The 20,492-nt window shown below is 56.4% G+C and carries 18 protein-coding genes and 1 pseudogene; 7 read left to right on the top strand and 12 right to left on the bottom strand.

Annotation, left to right across the window (positions count from 1 at the left end; all coding sequences use genetic code 11):
* Nucleotides 1–39: 39 nt before the first annotated feature.
* Nucleotides 40–654, top strand: coding sequence for a TetR/AcrR family transcriptional regulator (locus tag ACIPIZ_RS02980; protein WP_401163876.1), 615 nt, complete (start codon nt 40–42; stop codon nt 652–654).
* 140 nt (nt 655–794) lie between these two features.
* Here the strand turns inward: ACIPIZ_RS02980 and ACIPIZ_RS02985 are convergent, their stop codons facing one another.
* Complete coding sequence (locus ACIPIZ_RS02985; RefSeq protein WP_401163878.1) at nt 795–1,076, bottom strand: hypothetical protein; 282 nt, start codon at nt 1,074–1,076, stop codon at nt 795–797.
* Nucleotides 1,077–1,139: 63 nt separating this feature from the next.
* Nucleotides 1,140–1,505, bottom strand: coding sequence for a hypothetical protein (locus ACIPIZ_RS02990; RefSeq protein WP_401163879.1), 366 nt, complete (start codon nt 1,503–1,505; stop codon nt 1,140–1,142).
* A 190-nt stretch (nt 1,506–1,695) separates the two neighbouring features.
* On the opposite strand from ACIPIZ_RS02990, the pseudogene ACIPIZ_RS02995 reads away from it, so the two are divergent.
* Nucleotides 1,696–2,040, top strand: a pseudogene (locus ACIPIZ_RS02995) (hypothetical protein); the annotation flags it as partial.
* Nucleotides 2,041–2,152: 112 nt separating this feature from the next.
* Here the strand turns inward: ACIPIZ_RS02995 and ACIPIZ_RS03000 are convergent.
* The 6 genes from ACIPIZ_RS03000 to ACIPIZ_RS03025 form a co-directional block, all read right to left on the bottom strand.
* Nucleotides 2,153–2,518, bottom strand: coding sequence for a DUF6124 family protein (locus ACIPIZ_RS03000; protein ID WP_401163882.1), 366 nt, complete (start codon nt 2,516–2,518; stop codon nt 2,153–2,155).
* Nucleotides 2,519–2,696: 178 nt separating this feature from the next.
* Nucleotides 2,697–3,062: a DUF6124 family protein gene (locus ACIPIZ_RS03005; protein ID WP_105709488.1), complete on the bottom strand. Its 366-nt coding sequence runs from the start codon at nt 3,060–3,062 to the stop codon at nt 2,697–2,699.
* Between the two features lie 428 nt (nt 3,063–3,490).
* Nucleotides 3,491–3,835: a hypothetical protein gene (locus ACIPIZ_RS03010; protein ID WP_401164234.1), complete on the bottom strand. Its 345-nt coding sequence runs from the start codon at nt 3,833–3,835 to the stop codon at nt 3,491–3,493.
* Nucleotides 3,836–4,166: 331 nt separating this feature from the next.
* Nucleotides 4,167–5,171 carry a hypothetical protein gene (locus ACIPIZ_RS03015; protein WP_401163884.1) on the bottom strand — a complete coding sequence of 335 codons (1,005 nt, stop codon included), beginning with the start codon at nt 5,169–5,171 and terminating at the stop codon, nt 4,167–4,169.
* Nucleotides 5,172–5,318: 147 nt separating this feature from the next.
* The gene (locus tag ACIPIZ_RS03020) at nt 5,319–10,463 is read right to left on the bottom strand and encodes a hypothetical protein (protein ID WP_401163887.1); all 5,145 of its coding nucleotides are present in this window, start codon (nt 10,461–10,463) and stop codon (nt 5,319–5,321) included.
* Between the two features lie 687 nt (nt 10,464–11,150).
* Nucleotides 11,151–11,954 carry a 2OG-Fe(II) oxygenase gene (locus ACIPIZ_RS03025; protein WP_401163889.1) on the bottom strand — a complete coding sequence of 268 codons (804 nt, stop codon included), beginning with the start codon at nt 11,952–11,954 and terminating at the stop codon, nt 11,151–11,153.
* 267 nt (nt 11,955–12,221) lie between these two features.
* Here ACIPIZ_RS03025 and ACIPIZ_RS03030 point away from each other — a divergent pair, with 267 nt between their 5' ends.
* Entirely contained in the window at nt 12,222–13,193 is a 972-nt protein-coding gene (locus ACIPIZ_RS03030; protein ID WP_401163890.1) for a helix-turn-helix domain-containing protein, read from the top strand.
* A 664-nt stretch (nt 13,194–13,857) separates the two neighbouring features.
* Here ACIPIZ_RS03030 and ACIPIZ_RS03035 read toward each other — a convergent pair.
* Nucleotides 13,858–15,777, bottom strand: coding sequence for a tyrosine-protein phosphatase (locus ACIPIZ_RS03035; protein WP_401163892.1), 1,920 nt, complete (start codon nt 15,775–15,777; stop codon nt 13,858–13,860).
* Between the two features lie 260 nt (nt 15,778–16,037).
* On the opposite strand from ACIPIZ_RS03035, the gene ACIPIZ_RS03040 reads away from it, so the two are divergent.
* Complete coding sequence (locus tag ACIPIZ_RS03040; RefSeq protein ID WP_401163895.1) at nt 16,038–16,289, top strand: hypothetical protein; 252 nt, start codon at nt 16,038–16,040, stop codon at nt 16,287–16,289.
* A gap of 173 nt (nt 16,290–16,462) precedes the next feature.
* A complete protein-coding gene (locus tag ACIPIZ_RS03045) occupies nt 16,463–17,971 on the top strand; it encodes an EAL domain-containing protein (RefSeq protein ID WP_401163898.1) in 1,509 nt (502 codons plus the stop codon).
* Here ACIPIZ_RS03045 and ACIPIZ_RS03050 read toward each other — a convergent pair whose 3' ends face one another.
* Both ACIPIZ_RS03050 and ACIPIZ_RS03055 read right to left on the bottom strand, forming a co-directional pair.
* Nucleotides 17,972–18,367: a hypothetical protein gene (locus ACIPIZ_RS03050; RefSeq protein ID WP_122660613.1), complete on the bottom strand. Its 396-nt coding sequence runs from the start codon at nt 18,365–18,367 to the stop codon at nt 17,972–17,974. It lies immediately after the preceding gene.
* An 80-nt stretch (nt 18,368–18,447) separates the two neighbouring features.
* On the bottom strand, nt 18,448–18,684 hold the full coding sequence (locus ACIPIZ_RS03055; protein WP_401163900.1) for a hypothetical protein: 237 nt from the start codon (nt 18,682–18,684) through the stop codon (nt 18,448–18,450).
* Nucleotides 18,685–18,857: 173 nt separating this feature from the next.
* Between ACIPIZ_RS03055 and ACIPIZ_RS03060 the strand changes: the two genes are divergently transcribed.
* Nucleotides 18,858–19,298 carry a TspO/MBR family protein gene (locus ACIPIZ_RS03060; protein ID WP_064390328.1) on the top strand — a complete coding sequence of 147 codons (441 nt, stop codon included), beginning with the start codon at nt 18,858–18,860 and terminating at the stop codon, nt 19,296–19,298.
* Entirely contained in the window at nt 19,298–20,284 is a 987-nt protein-coding gene (locus ACIPIZ_RS03065; protein ID WP_401163902.1) for an alpha/beta hydrolase, read from the top strand. Before ACIPIZ_RS03060 ends, ACIPIZ_RS03065 begins: the two co-directional genes overlap by 1 nt.
* Nucleotides 20,285–20,294: 10 nt before the next feature.
* Here ACIPIZ_RS03065 and ACIPIZ_RS03070 read toward each other — a convergent pair whose 3' ends face one another.
* Nucleotides 20,295–20,489, bottom strand: coding sequence for a hypothetical protein (locus ACIPIZ_RS03070; protein WP_064390330.1), 195 nt, complete (start codon nt 20,487–20,489; stop codon nt 20,295–20,297).
* Between the last annotated feature and the right edge of the window lie 3 nt (nt 20,490–20,492).

Below are 20,492 nucleotides of genomic sequence, written 5' to 3' on the forward strand. Positions count from 1 at the left end.
TCGACTAGTATCCAAATCACTTTCCGAGGAGTTTCAGAGATGGCGAGAACCGGTCGCCCCCGCGCCTTTGATCGCGACGACGCCGTCGATCAGGCCATGCAATTGTTCTGGCAACACGGCTACGACGCGACGTCCCTCGCACAGTTGAAGGCTGAACTGGGCGGCGGCATTTCCGCGCCGAGCTTCTACGCCGCGTTCGGCTCTAAAGAAGCCCTGTTCGACGAGTGCGTGCAGCGTTACCTGGCGACCTACGCCCAAGTCACCGAATGCCTGTGGGACGAAACCCTGCCACCACGCCAAGCCATCGAAACCGCCCTGCGCCAATCGGCACGCATGCAATGCGACGACGGCCACCCCAAAGGCTGCATGGTCACCCTCGGCGTCATGAGCGCCCCGAGCCCGGAAAACGCCCACGTCGCCCAAGCCCTCACCCACTCCCGCGCCCGAACCCGCGCCGGGATTGTTGCGTGTGTTGAGCGTGGTGTGAGTGAAGGACTGTTAGCCGACGACGCGAACGCAGCCGCGATGGCGACGGTGTTCGACAGTTTCCTGCAGGGGATTTCCATCCTTGCTCGGGATGACACGCCGCTGGAGAGCATTGATGCGGCGATTACGCAGGTGATGCGGACTTGGGATGTGATGGCGAGCAGTTGACGTCTACGTTGCCTCCACCTAATCTGCGCCCATCTCGCCCAAGGCAGTACGCGGTCCTAACCATCCAGGACACGCCAAACCCTTGGGCGTTTTCTTATCAAAAAAAGTGCCGGCCTAAAGCGGATGAACTGCTTCCCGCCTCACTCATAAAACTTCCCAGCCAACAAAATCGCCGCACACCGCAGCCAGACATTAGAAGCTGCGGCATCCGCCTGAGCATTCCTCGAAGTAGCCACCGCCCAAGCAGCCGCCGCATCAAGAAACGTATCGACCGATCCATTTTCCCAGTCCGACGCCCCCGCCTCACTGGAATTCTCCAGCGCCCGCTCACGGGAGAAATCAGCACCCAGCGCCGCGACGAAATCGATGAACGATTGCTCATCGGTGACACGTTCCAGCAACTCATCAAGATCTACAGACATAGCCATCCTTGCGTTGAAAGGTTAGTGCCAAGCAGCACGCGATAATCACAAGATGCCCCATCGCTAAGCGACCACCTCAACATAACTCGACTCCCCGCCACCCTCGGCCCCCGACAACCAACCCCACACAAACCGCAACGTCGTCCGCCCCGCCTCATCAACCCCCACCACACCCCGCGACCAACCCGCGCGGATCTCGCCATCCGTGGTGATGCACTGATAAAGCAGCTCGATACTGTCAGGCCCGGTCACCCGACCAACCTGGTTGCCCATGCGAATATGGCCACCCGCATAAGTCCCCCAAACCGTCGCGCCTTCGACGAAGTATTCAAACACCGTGCGCGCATCGGACAGCCCCTGAGCGTTGTTCGCCACGGCAAACCGGCGGTTGTTCAAACGCTCGGTGACTTGCGAAAAAGCAGATTCCATAAACCACACATCCTTAGTCGAAAAGATCCATTCCAGCCTTCGCGCATCCTAATCCATTACCTCCGCGCAGCAAGGCGCTACAGGCGTTTTCTGCCAACCCAACCGCACAGCCACGTTTGACGGTCCTACCCGCCCCACCTAGTCTGCCCAAAACACCCTGACAGCCAAAACCGAGTTCACGAGAGGCAAGATGAGCAACTTCCCGATCGTCGCCACCGTCCTCTCAATGATCCTCGGGCTCTCCGTCACCCGTCTGCTGCTCGGCGTATTAACGGTGTTCCGCATCCGCCGCGTCGCCAAGCCAGATTGGGTGGCGCTGGTCTGGGCGGTGATGCTGTTTACCATGCAGCTGCAATTCTGGTGGGCCGTCAACGCACTGTCGGCGGTGAAACAGACCTTCTCGTTTCTCGAATTTCTATTGTTGGTGATGCTGACACTGTCGCTGTTCGTCACGGCGGCGTTGTTGTTGCCGAGCCGCAGTGAGGATGAGCAGAACGGGTTGCGCGTGTACTTCGAGCAGGATGGGCGATACGCTGATTTCCCTCGCAACCTGACGATGCGGCCACGCAAACGAAAATGGGGACGGCGTTATTTTCAAACAATAACGCCGTCCCCATTCTTTTTTGCCACCAAGTGACTTGCCCTTCCTAAGCCGGCGCCTTCAACTCGACGTTATCCAGCGCCTTGTTCACCGCCAACTCCCCCAACATCACCACCTGCGCAATCCCCAACAACGTATTGCGATTCGACCCTTCCAACATCCCGGCAAAATCACCCAGCATCACCGTCGCCGAGGCCAAAGATTCGCAAGCATTGACCAGCAAGGTTTCGGTGTCGGATTGTGGGTTAACCATGAACAAAGTGCTGGGACTGTACGGCGTAGCCATGATCTTCTCAGGCACAAGATAATGATCGAGCGCCCGCTCCGCCGCCGCGTGAAGCTTTCTCGAATCAAACGACTCATACGGCGACGCCGGATCTGTGATCGGCGGATTGTTTGTGGTTTCGGACATCAACTGAATCTCCAGCAAGCACCCAACAAGGCACTCCAAGAAAAACGACTACCAAATGAACACCGCTCCCCCCTGTAGGAGCTGCCGCAGGCTGCGATCTTTTGATCTGCTTTCCAAAATCGCAACCTATGGCAGCCCCTACACAGAGCTCGCGGCATCCCCGTAAACGAGCCAGCAACTAGTGCGGCAAGCGGCGCCCATCCAGGATTCGATTGACCATCAGCTCACTCAGCATGATCACCTGATGCAGCATCAGCATGGCCCGCCGCTGAGAGTGGTCAACGACATCGCCAATATCACGCGCCATGTCACTGGCAGCGGCTAACGACTCGCAGGCTTCGACGAGCAAGGTTTCCTCGTCCACGGCGGGATCGACCAGGAAGATCTTGTTGGACTTGCGGGTAGGGATTGAAAGCTTCAGTGAGCCGGGGTTGAGATAGAAGTTGATGGCGCGGTCGGTCGCCTCTTTTATCTTTTGGGGTTCTAGCGATGGGTCGTACGGGATCGGATCGATGTCCGGTGGGTTTGGCGTTGGTTTGAACATTGATGAAGCTCCTAACACATTTAAAGGAGGCTTCACCCTTTCGCTACCAAACGAAGGGTGGCGGCCATGCAGAGGTTGGTAGACCGGGTGTTAGGATCCGGCGCGCCCTAGGACGCCCTATACATGGCCACCATAATCGAGCGAGAAATCTCGACGACAGTGGGCTGTACAACTAACACCGGGCTACCAAACCCGATCACTGTTTTCAGTGACGGGGAAACGATATAGCCCGCTGCATAGTCGCGTATGCCGGCGGATTCTGGCGTACGCGTAGGCAACGGCGCAAGGCGTTGTAGCCTTTGTGGCGTAACGGGTTGTGTAATTTAAACGCATTTGACTCGCTACGTTTAAGCAAAAGGCTCGCTAATAAAAAAGGCCCTAACGGGCCCTTTTCACTACTTAATCCAAATCCACAATCCCACTGCAAGCTACAGCCTGCTAGCGATTTCCTTCCAGATGTAGGCGTAGTTGTATTTCAACCAGCGAACCAGCACTTTGTCGAACTGCCGACGAAACCAATTCCGCTTTCTCGCAGCCAACCTTTCCTCTATCGACTTTTTGAGAATGTCGGGATCGAACCCTGTCCACACCGGTGGTACAGCGGCCACAAGATTGGTGAAACACACAGGAGCGACCTCTGAATAGAGGATTTCGTAAAGGATTTCAGGATCGACGCCTCTGACCTTCCTCGCGACGTAGTCGTATTCGACGGGGAAGTCGTTGAATGGCTCCGAGAGCGCGGCTCTTACCTTGGTCAGTAGTGGCTCTGTCAAACGTCCCAATGCGAAAAATTCCTCCGTCTTTCATCCAATGAGCGTGAAATTGTTTTGACTGCGAAACCGTTTGCGATTGTTGCGGTGATGAACAGCACTATCACGCAAATTAGCGTGGCAGGGGCGCAAATATGCGGCCCCTCATCCGCAACTGCCGCCACCGGCAATGATGCCTTAGCGCGCCGCTTTCTTTAGGCAAATGGGCACAAATTCATTCTTAGAAAATAAATCCGTCCCCTTTGCGCTCCAAAACCTATTTTCAACGTTCGCATTGGTTCGTTTGCAGTCCTTTCCACAGGCAGAAATCGGCCAACAGCAGCAACTGACGCGATCAGCCTTTATCCTTCGCGTCCTCGCGGATTCCAAGCGTCAACCGCTCGACCAGCGTTAGTGCTTCTGCCACGGACTCCCGCTTGATCACCAATCGCTGCCCAGACTTATACCGCGTGTCACCAGTTTTCCTGATGTAATCATCATCGACGACACCCTGTGTGTGGGCTAATAGATGACGCTGCTGGAATACCGTCGTCAGCTGTTCCAGCTCGACGGTCACAAGGTGCTGATCGTAACCGTGTCCTATGGCAGCAACCCAAAGATCTGAACCCTCCGTAAGGTTCTGAAATGCGTTACGCCGAATCTTGGTTGTCGGCATAACACGAGCGTAAAGCGCTTCTGTATTTCGCTGGAATGCCGTCACAACGTTTTGCAAAGCGCTCTCAACGATAAGACGACACGTGTTCTCCGCAGTGTCCGCATCTGGAATGGCGGCTCTTATGGCGTCAACGGCTTCAAGCGACTGTCGGATGCCTTGGACCGTAAGATCAAAAACGAGCTCAGCTGCGTTTGCTCCACAAGACGGACAGAAATACGCCGCACCGACAACGGCATATCGACACCCACAATCACCACAAGTAATTTTCAGACGCATGGGCGCTGCCGCAGCATAGGGAATCGGTACAAGCTGAGGTCGGCTGTCCACCCTTAAGCTCATCGAGATGAAACCGCCCTTGTTCTGTCTCTGGTTGAATTTCTGCGCATCAATGCGAAGTGCACCACCGATTGCCCCCTCGATACACGCAGCTGCAACACCCCGAACGTGATTGAGCTGTTCTTGCGTCCACCATTTCTGGGCATCGGCGGCGTGGCCGCAAAACGGACAAAAGACCTCCTCGTCCCTGACCTTGTTTTTCCAGTCTTCCATCAACACCTTGAACTGAGCTAAGCATTCTTGCGCGGGACACTCACGATCAAAGTAGTTTTCATCGTCTGCAGAGATTGATACTGCAGACTTTTCGTCGCCAAGCTTTTTCAGTGCGCGGATTGTTTCTTCAAACATCGCCTGCCTCACCCTAAAGATACGTTTCCGTCCGAGGCGCCGCGTGCAGACGCTTCGCTCCAGTTAAGCTAACACCCGTTCAATAACCAAACTGCCAGGGGCCCCTACGTGTATCTGGAGAGAGTGAAGATGGCCTCCCCTTCTACATCAAACAGACAAGCGAGTTTCCCTAAATGCCTCACTGAGCTGTAGCGCGGCGCTTCGCCGGTCGCCCATATCGACTAGCAGGTCAAGTATCCTCAAAAACTTCTGAGCCACGGCCAGCGTCATTGGCGCATCACGATGTGCGAAGTACTGCACTAATTCCGCTATACGCGCCGGAGTTGTCGTTCCGTGCCAACCGATCAGTCTGTCCGGTCCCTCGCTGATGATTGCCAGTACTTGATCCGCGAAGGTCTCGGCGTGGTAGTTAGCTTTTGCGCGTTCACAGAGCGTTAGGAAAGCCACCATCACGGACACAGTCCATCCAGCGGCGCGAATGAAACGATCGATTATAGGCAAAATAAGGCTAATTTCTGACCAATCGCCATTGGCATAGCGAGCCGCCATGCCGGCGTGCTCAACAGAAACAAACATTAATGTACGTACAAGATTGGGCTGATCAAAACCCGAAAGCTCTCCACTTCGATATGCGTCGAGATTGAAAGCAGAACTCCGAAGAAGTCGTCCAAGGCAGAGGTCAAGGGTTACAACTGCGTCGGCTGGAACGACCAGTGCATCGTAAACGTAGGCGCAGACATATGCGCTAGCGAAGGGAGACAGCATTGCCCAGCAGCATTCGTCTTCGACCCCAAAAATCGGTTCTAGGAAGCGAGGCTGGAAATCTTCAAGGGGAATGAGCCCAGACACCTGACCAAGTGTCGACCCTAAGGTGTTGGTCCATTCAAAAATCTGAGTCGTCGGACGATCTCTGTGTCCGGCCTTTGCCCAAGGCGGCGAGTTTTTTTGGACGGTCCAGTCGAGAATCTCTGCCATAAATTCGAGGAGCGTACTACTAGCGCTGCTACCTAGGACCCTATCGAACGGAATGAGATTGAGGATTTCTGCAGCACGCTTTGAGTGCCAGAAAATACGTGGTTCGTCCCACTCTTCAGCCGCGTCGGTTGGTTCACCGTCATCGTATTCTTCCTCGATCTGATAATGACGCTGGCCCTTCCTAGGCTTGACCTTAACCCAAGCTGGAGGCGGCAGAGGCAAGGTGGGCCATCCACTTCCGTTTTGGTAGAACGCGAGTACCGCCTCGACCGCCGCTTTAGATTCAACTGGAGAGTGGTCCGCCAATCCCTGTTGGTTGAGTTGGGCAAGGGGCCGCGGAGGGACATGGCAAAGCGAGAGCGATAATATTAGAGCGGCCCAAGTCAGCTTAGGATCTTTAATCCAAAGCTCGCACGCCTCTTTGAGCGCAGCCAGCGAAACGACTTCTAATGGATGTGCAATCAGGTCTAGCAGGTTGATCGCTACATCGCCTGCTGCTGTACCTTCTCGGATATCCGCTGCTAGGCCCCGTGCAGCGTAGATTGCATGGTGCCAGGGGATGACGGAGCTGGGTGACCACATCACACCGGGATTCTCCGGGAGACGTTTCGCTCGCATTAAGACATCCCGAGCCCATTCAAGGTCTTCTTGAGTTGACGCGTCTCGGAAATTGAGCACGATGGCAGCGATAGCCGCGACTGCGCCTCGATACATGGCCAATTGAGTTTCTTCATACTTATCGTTTGAGTACTCGAACAAATCGTTGGTGAACTCTTCTTTGCTGAGGGTGATGGCGTCTTTGATCGCGAAAGTGTCTTGGATTATTTCCTCTTCAAAGGATTTGGCTGCCCACTGCCAAAGACTAGAAAACTTAAGAAACCTTGAAGCTTCTTCAGCCCTGGCAACGTTTTCAGGCCTCGAGGCTGAAGGGCTGACGTGGACAATCGCTACTTGGTTTGAGTCCTCTTTAGTGCGATACGCGCGATAGTTCTCCGGGTCGACCAACTCCGCATATTCGAGGGCCTGAGCTGTGAGGTGCTCCTGCGCTTCTTGAATGTTGCGGTGCTCTTCATACTCGTAGGGCAAATTATTCTTGAAATTAAGGATCTCATTGCGAATTAGGTCACTAAAAGCGTCTGATACAAAGACGAGCCTGGGTACCATCCAGCTGAGCTGTTTCCCACGTACCCCCCGAGCAGTTGCGGTTTGGATTGCTTCAATATGAATCTTGTCGACGCGATGATTGAAGCCGATTAAACCAACGGTTGAGGATGAGATGTCCTGCTTCATTCGGATATGGTCTGCGGCGAACAACCGCTGTGAAGTAAAAAGCGGCGCCGTTACCTCGGACACCATCTCTGTGTGGAGTACAAGCATCGCCGCTGTCCCCAAAATCGCAATACACTCGTTCCCCTCAACGATTTGCTGAATCAGTTCGTCAAGAGGCCGACCGCGCGCTAGCTCGGCAAAACACCACTCCTCGAGCGCCAAAAAACCGCAACCGATCATTTTCGGTGCCCACGTAGACCGAAACCATAGGTACTCTCGGTTCGTGCCCCAGAACTGCTGAACACCCCAAGGAAATTTCAGCTCTAGTGGTATGGGGGTGCCATTGCGATCTCGTGAGTGTCGGTGCAACTGTCGCCATGCAGCCATCGCGTGATTGCAGAGTTCTCGAAGAAGGTGCAGCGCATAGTCAGGTGAGGATTGAAACAGAGAGTGGAAGGGCTCTCGAAGCGGCGAAGGGGGCCAGAAGCCTCGCAAGGAGTCATTTAGAGATAGTCTTTCCCAGTCGTGGTGACTGAAATCTCTCAAGGATCGAAATAAAGGTGCGTGCGAAAGCGCCATTTTCTCTTGATGGGTGCGATCTGATTCGGGCTTAGCTCGAATGGTCTTTCGCCACTCGGAGCTTGCGCGAAGCTCTCTATCCTCTCTTGCAACCTGATCGTCTGGAAGCTCCTTACAGAAAAACGCGAGTGAAAGCTCAACTACGGAGTTGGGAATTGATTGGGCGAGAACGGGACAGAGAGAAACTATGTCGTTGAAGGTCTTTTCAGGGATATGTTCTGAATTGGTGACCTGATGTACATAATTGACCGCAAGGGTAGGCTCGACTCTTGAAGCCCTCAGGATGAGCCGTCCCAACGACGTTTTGAACGCACTAAGGTCAGGTACCTTTCGCCAGTACTCTGAGTTCTCGTCGGGAGTTTTGACGGTTCTAATCGCGTCGATTGCGGTGAGCCACCTAGCGCATTGTTGCAACATTGCATGTGATGTTGGGTTTCGCAAATCCGCCAAGGCGTTCTGCCAGACTTCGAAAATCGCAACGATTTCCGGATAGAGCCTCTGAGGGATGTCTGAAACCCGCCGTAGAATAAATTCAATAAGGCGTCGCCACGCAGAAAAGTCAGATGGCCAACTGAACAAATCAGCGTACCGTTGACGTTGCTCCTGCGGAAGTGCACCAGAGAGGATGGCTGGATTCGGCGTAGTCTTTTCAGCCTGGAACCACACAAGCGTCTTTCTAAAGAGCCGGAAGTCGTCGGTAAAAACCGTCCTCGCGAACTGGTTGTCCGCGACTTCAAACCCGGCGGTTCCTATGGGCCCGACCAGCCATGCACGCAGCCATTGTGATCTAACGTTTGATGCTTCGATTAGCGCAAGATACGCCTGCCAGTCTTTTCCCTGTGTGTATTCCCATTGGGAAGCAAGTTCGACAACGCGTGCGACTGCAGGTGGCTCGCCGCTGGCCTTAATCTCTTCCATCCATTGGTCTGCGCGATCGGCAAGAACGTGGAAGAACGCCCATTCAAAGAAGATGTCGTGAGCGAAGCGGACAGAAATTCCTTCACGAGCGTATTGGAGGATTCCGTCTGATCTCAGGTCATCTATGTGAGCTACCGAGTTGAGTTGGCCAAGGCTAATCGGTTGGCTTAGTTGGCGGGAACGAATACGCGCCAAATCGAGTAATGCGCGCCGACGCTCAACTGCGCTTTGGCCTGTCTCGTTATACCCACCACGCAACCACCAATTTGCAATCAGATCGACTTCAGATTGGGGCGCGAATTTAGCGGTTTTTGGGTCTGCCACGTAACTCTGGTTTAGAACTTTCGCGAAAAATGGGCGCCGAACGACATCTTGTACCTGAGCTGATCCGAATAGAAGTGGCCTTAGGTGAGGTTTGGCTATCGCGAGCGTCTCCGCTTCTTCATCACTTAGCTGTTCAACGCTAACCGTTTCGACCTTTAGCGTATCAAGAAAGCCACCTAACCAATTACGAAGTACCTCAATGCCGGTATCACGAAGTGAGACGACAACGCGCCATTCACTAAGGCAGGGCGACTCCACAATGGCACGAATTATGTCGAGGATTATGGGCTGCTGTTCTTTTTCGACGCGATCGATAGCATCGATGAAAAGTATCGAAGTTCCGACCGCTCCAACTTCGATGAGCAATTTTTCCAACGGCGTACCCGAGAGACCTTGTGAGGTCGCATAGCTAATCCAACTGGTACCTTCGAGTTGTTCCGCTTTCAGGAAGAGGGCTGGCCCACGTTCTAGCGCACGCTTGACTATGTGCTTCACCAAGACAGACTTGCCACTTCCGGGCAACCCACGGACTTGTACCACGCGAGCCACGGCGAGCTTGGAGTCAAGTGCCTCAAAGAGCGAAGGTCGGTCTAGGTAAGTACCGCCAATATCATCTGGAATGAGATCCGCATAGCTCTTGGCGAGCTCCGCCAGTTTTTTGAGGTCTACAGGTTCAATAGCCTTCATTTTTTCATCAAGGGCCATCAATAGATCTCGTTGATCTGCCGAGGCGGTCTGGACTATTGCTGCAATGCCCGTATCACGGACTGCACCCTTAATACTGGCCTTGAGCACGGCTACTGCAAGCGTAACTATTGATTCCGCATGCTGACGATCCTCGAAAGAGTTCGTCATGTAGCTTGTGATGAGCGCCTCATAATCATCTCGGTGAGGCCCAGCCCCACTCAGATCAGACTTAGCAACCGCCTTGAGAAGACGCTGAACATCCGTTTGAGAGAGCCATTGCTGAACGTGCGGCTTTTTGAACCAAATCGGTTGAGTTGCAGTTGCGCCCAAATCCACTAGAGCACGCCGCCACCACTGGTGCTCCACATCGACGGCACCCAGCCGGCCGAGCGCTTCGTCGAGTATTTCCTCTGCGAAATCAACTGAATAGGAGTCTGGAGACTTTCCGGCAGAACGCTCGGCATAAAGTTGCTTACCTTTCGGCAGCAAAGCTCCAACAAGTGAGCCGAGTAACCGAAGCGCAGTTGCTGAAATACTCATATGCTGACGTTATCCGACTGGGGTGAATGGATGATTTGGGTGATTTGGGTGATTTGGGTGATTTGATCAAAAAGTTGTCCAGAAGGCATCAGTCTAGAGCAAATACTTTTTGGCCGGCTCGGTGGTAGTGTGTGAGGGGTATCGCAAACGTTGAGTTGGGCAGTATGCACTGTAATTTTTGAGAACGACGTCCGAGTCAGGCCGGTTGCTGTTGATCATGACCTAACTTTTGGTCAGGTGCAGTAGACGCTTGGTATGCCACTGGAATCCGGAACTCACGGAGATTGTTTTTGATTCTCACCGATGATTGTTTAATGGCTAGGTTGAATGATTGCGATGAGTAGGGCAGGAAAACCCATAAAGAAGGCGCGCGCAGCTGCCGCTAAACAACGACCAATCGCCGAAAATGGGTAATATATAGCGAAGATAACTAACCGAATTACCCCCTGCCCCACGCCCTCGGGAGCTCCTCTGTTTTTTCTTCATGATCCGTCAAACGCGTATGGCTTTAGAGCTGCTGATGCTGTAGTTCAGCACCTATCAGCCGTCAAGCAGACTGTTCAGCGACGGCTAGTGGCCGAAAGCCGCCCTTCGAGCTTGGCCGCTTCTAACCGAAAGCAACAGACCTCACTCAATCAACCCGATCATCACCCATTACGCAAAAAGCTGAATTTAAGAGTAAAAATCTTACCCCTTCTTCCTAAACACCTTCTCCACGTAATACCCCAAACTCCACCGATCCTTCGGCCGCGGCTTATAGTGCGTTTTATTCCTCTGTCCCGGCTCCCCGCCCACCCCACTCGCCGTGTAGTAATAAAGCGCAATCGACCGCCGAGTGATGTGTTCCGGCGTAGTCAACGGCTCCGGATGCCCATGATTGCTGTCCTTGTCCGTATTAAAAATCACACACCGGTTATAAACCGGCAGAACCTTCTTCAGGCACTTTTTCATCCCCACATCCCAAAGCTCCAGGTTGCCACCGTACGCTTCCTGCCAGTCCTCGGTCAGGTAAATGATCACGTTCAGCCGACGCTCAACATTGAGCTTTTTATTCAGCCGAAAATCCGAATGCACGCCGAGGAAGCCGCCGGTTTTGGTTTCGTGCAGGCCGCCGCCGGCGAAATAAGGGTCGGGGATCAGACCTTGGATGCCGGTGAGTTTTTCGAGGAACTCCAGCATTGGTGCGGAGTTGAAGGTGTTGAAGACGTTCTTCAGGTAGGGGCTGCAGGCGTTGGGGCTGATCTGCCGTTTGAGTTGGCCTTTGTAGCCGCGTTCGTAGATTTGTTCGTTGTTGGTCGGTTCGACCGGGAAGTGTTCGCGGATGCTGGCGATGACGTCGGCTTGCAGGAAGTTGTCGATGACGATGTGCGGGAATGGCGTGGCCTGGGTGTATTCGTGGGTCAGCGATTCGCCGAAAGCGCTGGCGGCGTTTTGGTCGAAGTCGAGTTCCGGGGCCAGGGTGATGGGGAGTGTTTGCGTGTTGGCTTGCATTGCCGCTCCAATTTACTTGAATGCTTTCAGGTCTCGGTAAACAAGGCTGGGCGCTCGGCGCGATGCCTTTGTTTTTTTGCTGAGTACGGATGCGAGCAGGTTGCCATGTCGGGCATGGCCTGCCGAGTGTCCGTTGCTCAAACGTGTTGCGGCGCTGTAACGACATGTTTCTGACTGTCACAAACGCGTCATATTGCCTCTGCTAATCTGCTCGGCGCCCTGCCCTACACCCCAGTCCTAGAGCCCCCAACCGAAGGTGCCGCCAAGGTGTTTCCGACTCCTGTTCGCCAGCCAATCATCCTGCGCTCCGACAATCTTCGTTCCGATGACTTCGGCGCGTTGTTCTCCCGATTCTTCGGTAACCGTTATTCCGACTCCCCGCCGCTGCCGTCGAACATCATCATCGGCGGCGTTTATGGGCGGCACGATGGCGTCAGTTTCCGGCGCATGCATTACCACGGCGATTTCAGCGTTTCGTTTCCCGATCCGCAGGATGAGATCACGTTTGTGATCCCCACGGCGGGCAAGATTGTTTTCAACCACGCGACCGAGTCCATCGGTGTGACGCAGGTGGGTCTGGCGATTGATAAGGCCGATATTCGTTCGATGCGCTTTGTTGATGATCATGCGCATCACGGCATGTCGATCAATCGTCATCAGCTTACCGAGCGGTTGTCGATGCTGTTGGATAAACCGATTCTGCAGAAGATCGTTTTTGCACCCAGCGTGGACCTGAACACTGCAGCGTTTCAGGGGATTCGGGCGTTGATTGACCTGGCGACGGGGGCTGAGTTTGATTTGTTGCTCAACAGCGGGACGTTGATGCCGTCGCGGTTGCGCGAGATGTTGATTGATGCGGTGCTGGAGGCGTGGCCGCATAATTTTTCCGAGGCATTGCGGCGGCCGGCGCCGATGGTTGCGCCAAGGCATGTGAAGCTGGCGGTGGAGTTTATTCAGGCGCATCCGGAGCAGTTGGTCAGTGGTGTGGATCTGGCGCGGTTGAGCCATGTCAGTCAGCGCGCGTTGCAGGAGGGGTTTCGGCGGTTTGTCGGGATGTCGATTGTGGCGTATCAGCGGCAGGTTCGGCTGGAGCGGGCTTATGAGGTTTTGAAGCGGCGGGGTTCGGGGTCGGTGACCGAGGTGGCGTTGCGGTTTGGGTTTAGTAATGTGGGGCGGTTTTGTCAGTATTTTCAGGGGGCTTTTGGGGTGAGTCCGGCGGATTTGCGCGGGCGGGGTTGATCGGTTCTTAGGCTGGAATGCTAATTGTGGGAGCGAGCTTGCTTGCGAAGGCGGTGGGTCAGTCGACAGTGATGTTGATTGTGCTGGCCTAATCGCTAGCAGGGCTAGCTCCCACATTTTTTTTGAGGTGTCTTTGGGATTGATGGCATGCCACAAAACTGTGGGAGCTGGCTTGCCAGCGATGGCGGTGGGTCAGTCGATGGTGATGTTGGCTGGGGTGGCCCAATCGCTGGCAAGCCAGCTCCCACAAGGATTTCTGGTGTGCCTGAGATTGTCGGCATCCCACAAAACCTGTGGGAGCTAGCCCTGCTGGCGATGGCGGTCGGTCAGTCGACAGTGATGTTGATTGTGCTGGCCTAATCGCTAGCAGGGCTAGCTCCCACATTTTTTTTAGGTGTCTTTGGGATTGATGGCATGCCACAAAACTGTGGGAGCTGGCTTGCCAGCGATGGCGGTGGGTCAGTCGATGGTGATGTTGGCTGGGCTGGCCCAATCGCTGGCAAGCCAGCTCCCACAAGGATTTCTGGTGTGCCGGAGATTGTCGGTATTCCACAAAACCTGTGGGAGCTAGCCCTGCTGGCGATGGCGGTCGGTCAGTCTACTTTGGTGTTGGCTGATCTGGCGCTTTCGCGAGCAGGCTCGCTCCTACAGTTTTTTGTGTGTTTTAGAACGCGTAACTGGCCTTGAGGCCGCCGTTGAAGCCATGGCTGTCGCCACCGCCGTTGGCGCCCACTTCTGCGCCGAGGCTGAGGGCGCCGAGGTTGGCCATGAGGTTGACGCCGCCGCTGAATTGGTCGCGGTTGTCGAAGGCGGCGCGTTGTTCGATGTCGAGGCCTAGCAGGTGGCTTTGGCTGTCGACTTCGTTGTCGCCCAGTGTGCGTTCGTAACCCACTTGTACGCCCGGCACCAGTTGCCATGCGCCCATGGCCACGGGGGCGAAGGCGACGTTGAGGTTGGCGACGGCGCTGCGGCGGGTGGCGCTGATGTCGTCGACGTCGAGGGAGAGTTCGCTGCCCTTCTCTTTGAAGCCGTTGAGGTCGAGGTGGCTGACGCGCAAACCCAGGCTTGGCTCGAAGGTCATGCCGTTGACCGGGGCGCGGTAGCCGAGGGCGACGGTGGCGCCGCTGAGGTTGCCGTGGGTTTCACCTTTTGCGGTGCCGAGGCCGCCGCCGAGGTCGCGTTTGCTGTCGTAGTCGATGTAGCCGGCGCTGGCGTTGGCGTCGAGGAACAGGCCTTGTTCGAGGCTGGTGAAGCCGTAGCGGGCGCCGACGTTGAGGAAGGTGAAGTCGGTGTCGGCTTCGCCACCCGCGCCGCCGACAGTGCCTTTGCTGTAGCCGAAGCCGCCGCGTGCGCTGAGTTGTTCGCTGAAGCGTTGGGTGATGCCGACCATCAGGCCTTGGCTGTGTTCATTGCTGCTGTCGGCTTGGGCCGAACCGTCGGTGCCGAGGTAGCCGGCGAGCGCGGTGGTCCAGAGGCGATATTGGCCGACTTTGAGGTCGCTGCCGCTGGCGAATGGTGCGGCGGCTTGTTCGATCATCGCGTTTTGCCGCAGCAGGTAGCTGGCGGCGTCGGCGTGGACCTGACCGCCGACCTGGGATTCGACACCGCCGAGAGTGCCGGCATCAATGGCCGATTGCAGGTAGTAGTTGTAGGCGCTGTAGGTGCCGGACAGGTTGGTGTTCTGCAATTGGCGGAGCAATTCTGCACCGGCTGCGGCGTTGCCGATCAGCCCGGCCTGGCCCGGCAGGCTGTTGTATTCGACCAGTTTGCCGCGCAGGACGTAGATGGTTTCCTGCGACAGACCGAGGCCTTGTTTGAGGTAGTTGTCCATGCTGCCGTATTGCGCGGTGACTTCGTCGAGGCCGGCCTGCAGGTAGCTGGCCTGCACGCCGAGCAGTGGCTCATACACGGCGGCCATACTGGCGGGCATCGCTTTCAACGTGGCGGCGACGCGGGCGGCGGTGTAGTCGTTGGTGGCGAGGTAGTTGGCCATGATGGTCGCGTTGTCGACACCGGCGATGCTCTGCAACACGGCGGCGGTCCAGCCGGTGCGGTCCTTGCCGGCAGTGCAGTGGAACAGTTGCGCGGCATCGACGCTGGCGAGTTCATTGAACAGCTTGCCGAACTGGCCGCGCATGCCGGCGTCGCTGACGAAGGCACGGTTGGTCTGCTCCATCATGGCGATGGCGTCGGCGGCGCTTTTGAACGAGACGGTGGTGATGTTCGCGCCGGAGGTGGTGCTGCCGATGATGTCGATGTTCTGCCAGGTCGCTCCGCTGATCATTGTGTCCGGCGTGGCGGCGATTTCGCTCGGGGTGCGCAGGTCGTAGACGGCTTTGATGCCAAGGCTGTTGAGGGTCGCCAAGTCAGAGGCAGTTGGAGTTACCGCGTTGGCGCGGTAGAACACGCCAGCGCGCATGGTGCCGTCGTGAGCGGTGGAATACGCGGTGGTGGTGCCGGCGACATCGCGGAAATTGTCCATGCCTTTCAGGCGCGGGGTGTCCAGCGGCACTGTTTCGGCAGCATGGGCGGCGGTGATGGACAGGCTCAGTACGGACAGCGAACACAGCAGACGTTGGAACACGGTGCAGCCTCATTTCGGTTAGCGTTGGGCTGCCTACTATCTGCACCGGATTTAGACCGAATATGACAAATTCGCGCTGCACGGAAATGCCTGCGCGAATGGGCCGTGGGGTGCGTGAATTGTCCATCGGGTCGGATGGTGGAGTTCGAGCGGCGACACTGTGGGAGCGAGCTTGCTCGCGAATGCGGCAGGTCAGTTAATGTGAGGTTGGCTGACAGGGCCCCTTCGCGAGCAAGCTCGCTCCCACAGGGTTCTTCGGGATGCTGGATATCTGGGTTTTCACACAAAAACTGCAGGAGTTCGGGATTGCTGGATATCCTGGATTTGACACAAATTTTGTAGGAGTGAGCCTGCTCGCGATAGCGGTGGGTCATTTAGCAATGATGTGGCTGATAGACCGCGATCGCGAGCAGGCTCACTCCTACAGGGTTCTTTGGTCTATTAGAGATCTGTGGTTTGCCGCAAACCTGTGGCAAACCACAGGGATTGAAGGCCGGCAGTGGAATAGTTGATCTATAACAATATCCGCCGATTCCGGCGGCGTTATTGTGCAGTGGCTGAAAACAGCCGTGCTGTGCGCACGTCACAGGCCTTGTGGCCAAGGTGGCGCCAAATGAACAAAAAACGCATTGTCTGGGGGAGCATTCTCCTGGGCCTTCCGTGTGTCTTGCTTCCGCTCCTTTTGATGGGTTACGTCGCCTGGATGTTGAATCTGGCGGCGGCGCAGCAGCGCCTGGAAACCCTCGCGGCGGTGGCCTCCAGCCGCGCCAATGGCACCTTCAGCGAAGCGGCCGGTGCGCTGAAGAGCATCGCCGGTTCGAACCTCGCCCCCTGCACGCCCGAGAGCATCGACGAGATGCGGCTGCTGACCATCAACACCCTGTCAGTGAAGTCGATCGGTTACGTCGAAGAAGAGATTTACGCCTGCGGTTCGTGGGGTACGGTCGGCCAGCATGCGGCGCCGTGGCAGGAAGACTTCATCACCTCCGACGGTGTGCGCGTATCCCTCGGTGTGCAGTCGCGCATCGTCGCGGCCAAACCGATGATGGCCCTGCAATACGCCGCGTTCAATGTGCTGGTCGATCCACAGCAGTTCCTGCATGTAACGCTCGATGAGGATCTGCATCTGGCCGTCGGCACCGCTGCCGGGCAACTGGTCAGCGCCTCGCGCCCCGGCGCGGAACACTTTCTCGCTCGGGTGCATTCTGGTCCGCACTCGGGGCTCGACGACGGCTACCTCTACACCCTCGTGCACAGCGGCGACTGGGTGGCGATCGCCGCGCTGTCCCGCCATGAGCTGATGCAGGGCTTGGTTCGCCGGGAAATGCTGATGCTGCCCATCGGCGGTTTACTCGCCGGCGTGCTGGTGTTGCGGATCGTGCGCCGCACTCGCCAACGCCTGTCGCCGCTGGCCGAATTGCAATTGGCGGTGCGCAACCGTGAGTTCGTCGTTCACTATCAACCGATTATTCGCTTGGACGACGGCGCCTGCGTTGGCGCTGAGGCACTGGTGCGTTGGCAGCACCCGGACGGTACGCGGGTCTGCCCCGATGCGTTTATCCCCATGGCCGAGCACAGCGGTTTGATTTTGCCGATCACCGATCAGGTCATCGACAATGTGATGCATGACCTCGGCCCGTTGCTGGTCAAGGAGCGCGGCTTGCACGTGGCAATCAACCTGGCTGCCAAAGACGTCAGCAGCGGCCGCTTTCTGCCGAAGCTGGAGGCCGCATTACGCCGCGCCGATGTGCAGCAACAGCAGATCTGGCTGGAAGCCACCGAACGCGGTTTCGTCGAGATCGACGCCGCGCGCACGACAGTCAATCGCGCCCGCGAGCTGGGCTATCTCGCAGCCATCGACGATTTCGGCACCGGTTTTTCCAGTCTTCAGCATTTGCAGCAATTGCCGCTGGATGTGCTGAAGATCGACAAGTCGTTCGTCGATAACATCGAGCAAGACGCGGCCACCGGATCAGTGACCGGCCACATCATCGAAATGGCCAAGAGTCTGCGTCTGCAGATCGTTGCCGAAGGCATTGAGACCGAAGCCCAGCGCGATTACCTGCGCGGTCACGGTGTGCAGTTTGGTCAGGGCTGGCTGTTCGGCAAAGCGATGCCGGCGCAGGAGTTTTTGCGGTTCTATCAAGAGCGGGCAAACCTGCTTGTCGACCACCCAGCGCTAGAGAGCGTGTAACTATCGACGAGCCTCGGACAAGCTACCCGTCAGCCGATCAAGAATCTGCACGAGCTCAGGTCGCGTCCATTTTTCCCACGGTACGACCTCCTCGTTATCACCGGTGTGCCTATGCTCTCCGGAATCAAACGCGAGGTAGATGGAAAAAGCCGGCTCGGGCATTTCGGCATCCATGCCGACATTAACGATATCGCCGAACAACAGATTCATCACCTCGTCGCATGCGTGAAAATCGCGCTCACCGCTAAGGAACTGATCGGCCATGGCAATCGCGACTTGATTCAACAGGTCGCGAGGATTCATCTGCACAGCCTGACAAATAAGGCTCAGGTCGTGAATCGTGTCTTGCTCCAGGACTTGCAGAACGTAAGCAAGATCAGCGCGGCTCAAGGTCAAGGCGTGTCCTCCGGGCGTACAGTGAAGTGGGCACACAGCATGCGATGGATCACCGCCGTTGCCAACGTCTGCTGTGCACTTCAATTGGTTTGGCTGACAACCTTGATGTCTGTAATCCCTACCCGCTCTGCATGCTCGAGAATCTCCTCGGCCGTCGAATCCGCAGTGGGCATGATCAGGCCATTTTCCGCGTCGCCCAGGTGCAACTCGAGCAGATGCATCGCGGCCTCGTGCTCGGCTAGCTGCTGTTCTTTGAGTTCAAGCAGAAAGGTGCGAGGCTCGCCGTTGAATCGGTAATCGATGTGATAGGTGTACATGATGTCATCCGCGTCAGTAGAAAAAGGCGACTGATTATCCTGACGCGGTGGTCAGTTTTTAGTTCAAATTGAATAGCCTCTCCGGTCAATCTGGATTTCATAGCAAACTTTTCGCGCGCCGGGACGTCCTTTTCTTAAACCCCTTACCGGCTGCTTGCAGCCAAGGATCGGCGATGACCTTTTTTATTTTTCTTCTGGCCTGCGCAGCAGCGGCAGCCACCGGCGTGATGTTCAAACCGGGGCCGTGGTACGAAACACTGAACAAACCCGGTTTTACCCCGCCCAACTGGGCGTTCCCGGTGGCCTGGACGATTATCTACCTGCTGCTGGCCTGGGCCGGTTACCGTTTGAGCCTGATCCCCGGCAGCCAGACTGTGCTGGCGCTGTGGGCGGCGCAGATTGCGTTGAACACACTGTGGACGCCGGTGTTCTTCGGCGCGCATCAGGTGCTGGCGGCGATGGTGATTCTCACGGTGCTGTGGCTGGTGGTTGCGGCAATGGTGGTGCTGGCGATACAACTGGACCTGATCACTGGCTTGATCCTGTTTCCGTATCTGGCGTGGCTGTGTGTGGCCGCCGCGTTGAATTTCTCCATCCTGATCAAGAACCGCTGATGACCAATGCCAATTGGGGGACCGAAACACCGTGGCCGCAAGGCCAGCGCGAGTTGGCGCAGGTGCGCGCCTTCAACCGCAAACTCGCCTGGCTGCCGCGTTTCAAGATCCGCAATCGCCTGACGCCGCGCTTGATTCAGGCACTGTTGCGCGTCAGTCAGGTCGGCGGTGCAAGGAAGTTGCGCGAGCATGGTCTGACGGCTGAGCAGAAGATGCTGGGGAATGTACCGGTGCGGATCATCCGCCCCAAAGGTCCGGCAAAAGGCGTGGTGCTGGACTTCCACGGTGGCGGCTGGGTGATCGGCAATGCGCAGATGGACGACAATTTCAACATCGCCATCGTCAACACCTGCCAGGTGACGGTGGTCTCGGTCGATTATCGCTTAGCGGTGTCGACACCGATTGAAGGTCTGCTGGAAGACTGCCTCAGCGCCACTCGCGGGGTATTGAGTGATGCCGAATTTGCCGGTCTACCCGTGGTGGTGGTCGGTGAATCGGCGGGCGGTCATCTGGCCGCGGCGACCTTGCTGGCGCTCAAGCAGTGGCCGGAGTTGCTGCAACGCATCAGCGCCGCGCTGCTGTATTACGGCGTCTACGACCTGACCGGAACCCCAAGCGTACGCAGCGCGCCTGCCGACACACTGGTGCTGGACGGCCCCGGCATGGTCGAGGCACTGCGCCTGCTCACCCCGGAGATGACTGACGAACAGCGCCGTCAGCCACCGTTATCACCTCTGTACGGCGACTTCAGCGGTTTCCCGCCCGCCCTGCTGTTTGCCGGTGAACTCGATCCACTGCGCGACGACACCCTCGACATGGCCAAACGCTGGGCGCAATCGGCGCCGGTCGACATGTACCTGCTGCCCTCCTCGCCCCACGGCTTTATCCACTTCCCCACGGCCCTCGCTCAGGGCGTTCTGGCCTACAGTCGGCAATGGATTTCGGCGCGCATCGAGGCCGTTAAGGTGCCTGACGAACTGGCATAAACGTTCAGGCTCAGGCGAGGTAAAAGAAGTACAGCGCCAAACCCAGCAACTGCATGATCAGCAGGATCGCAAGCACGTGATTGCAACCTTTCCACGCCTTGCTCACCGGGCGGTTTTTTGCCACTCGGTAACGCAGATAACTGTCGAGTGAAAGTGACGCCGTGGGGATCAACACGAACAAAAACGTCAAAAAGAAATTAAACATTTC

Origin of the sequence: Pseudomonas sp. NPDC087690 (assembly GCF_044743175.1) — a bacterium.
In the GTDB taxonomy this organism is placed as follows: domain Bacteria; phylum Pseudomonadota; class Gammaproteobacteria; order Pseudomonadales; family Pseudomonadaceae; genus Aquipseudomonas.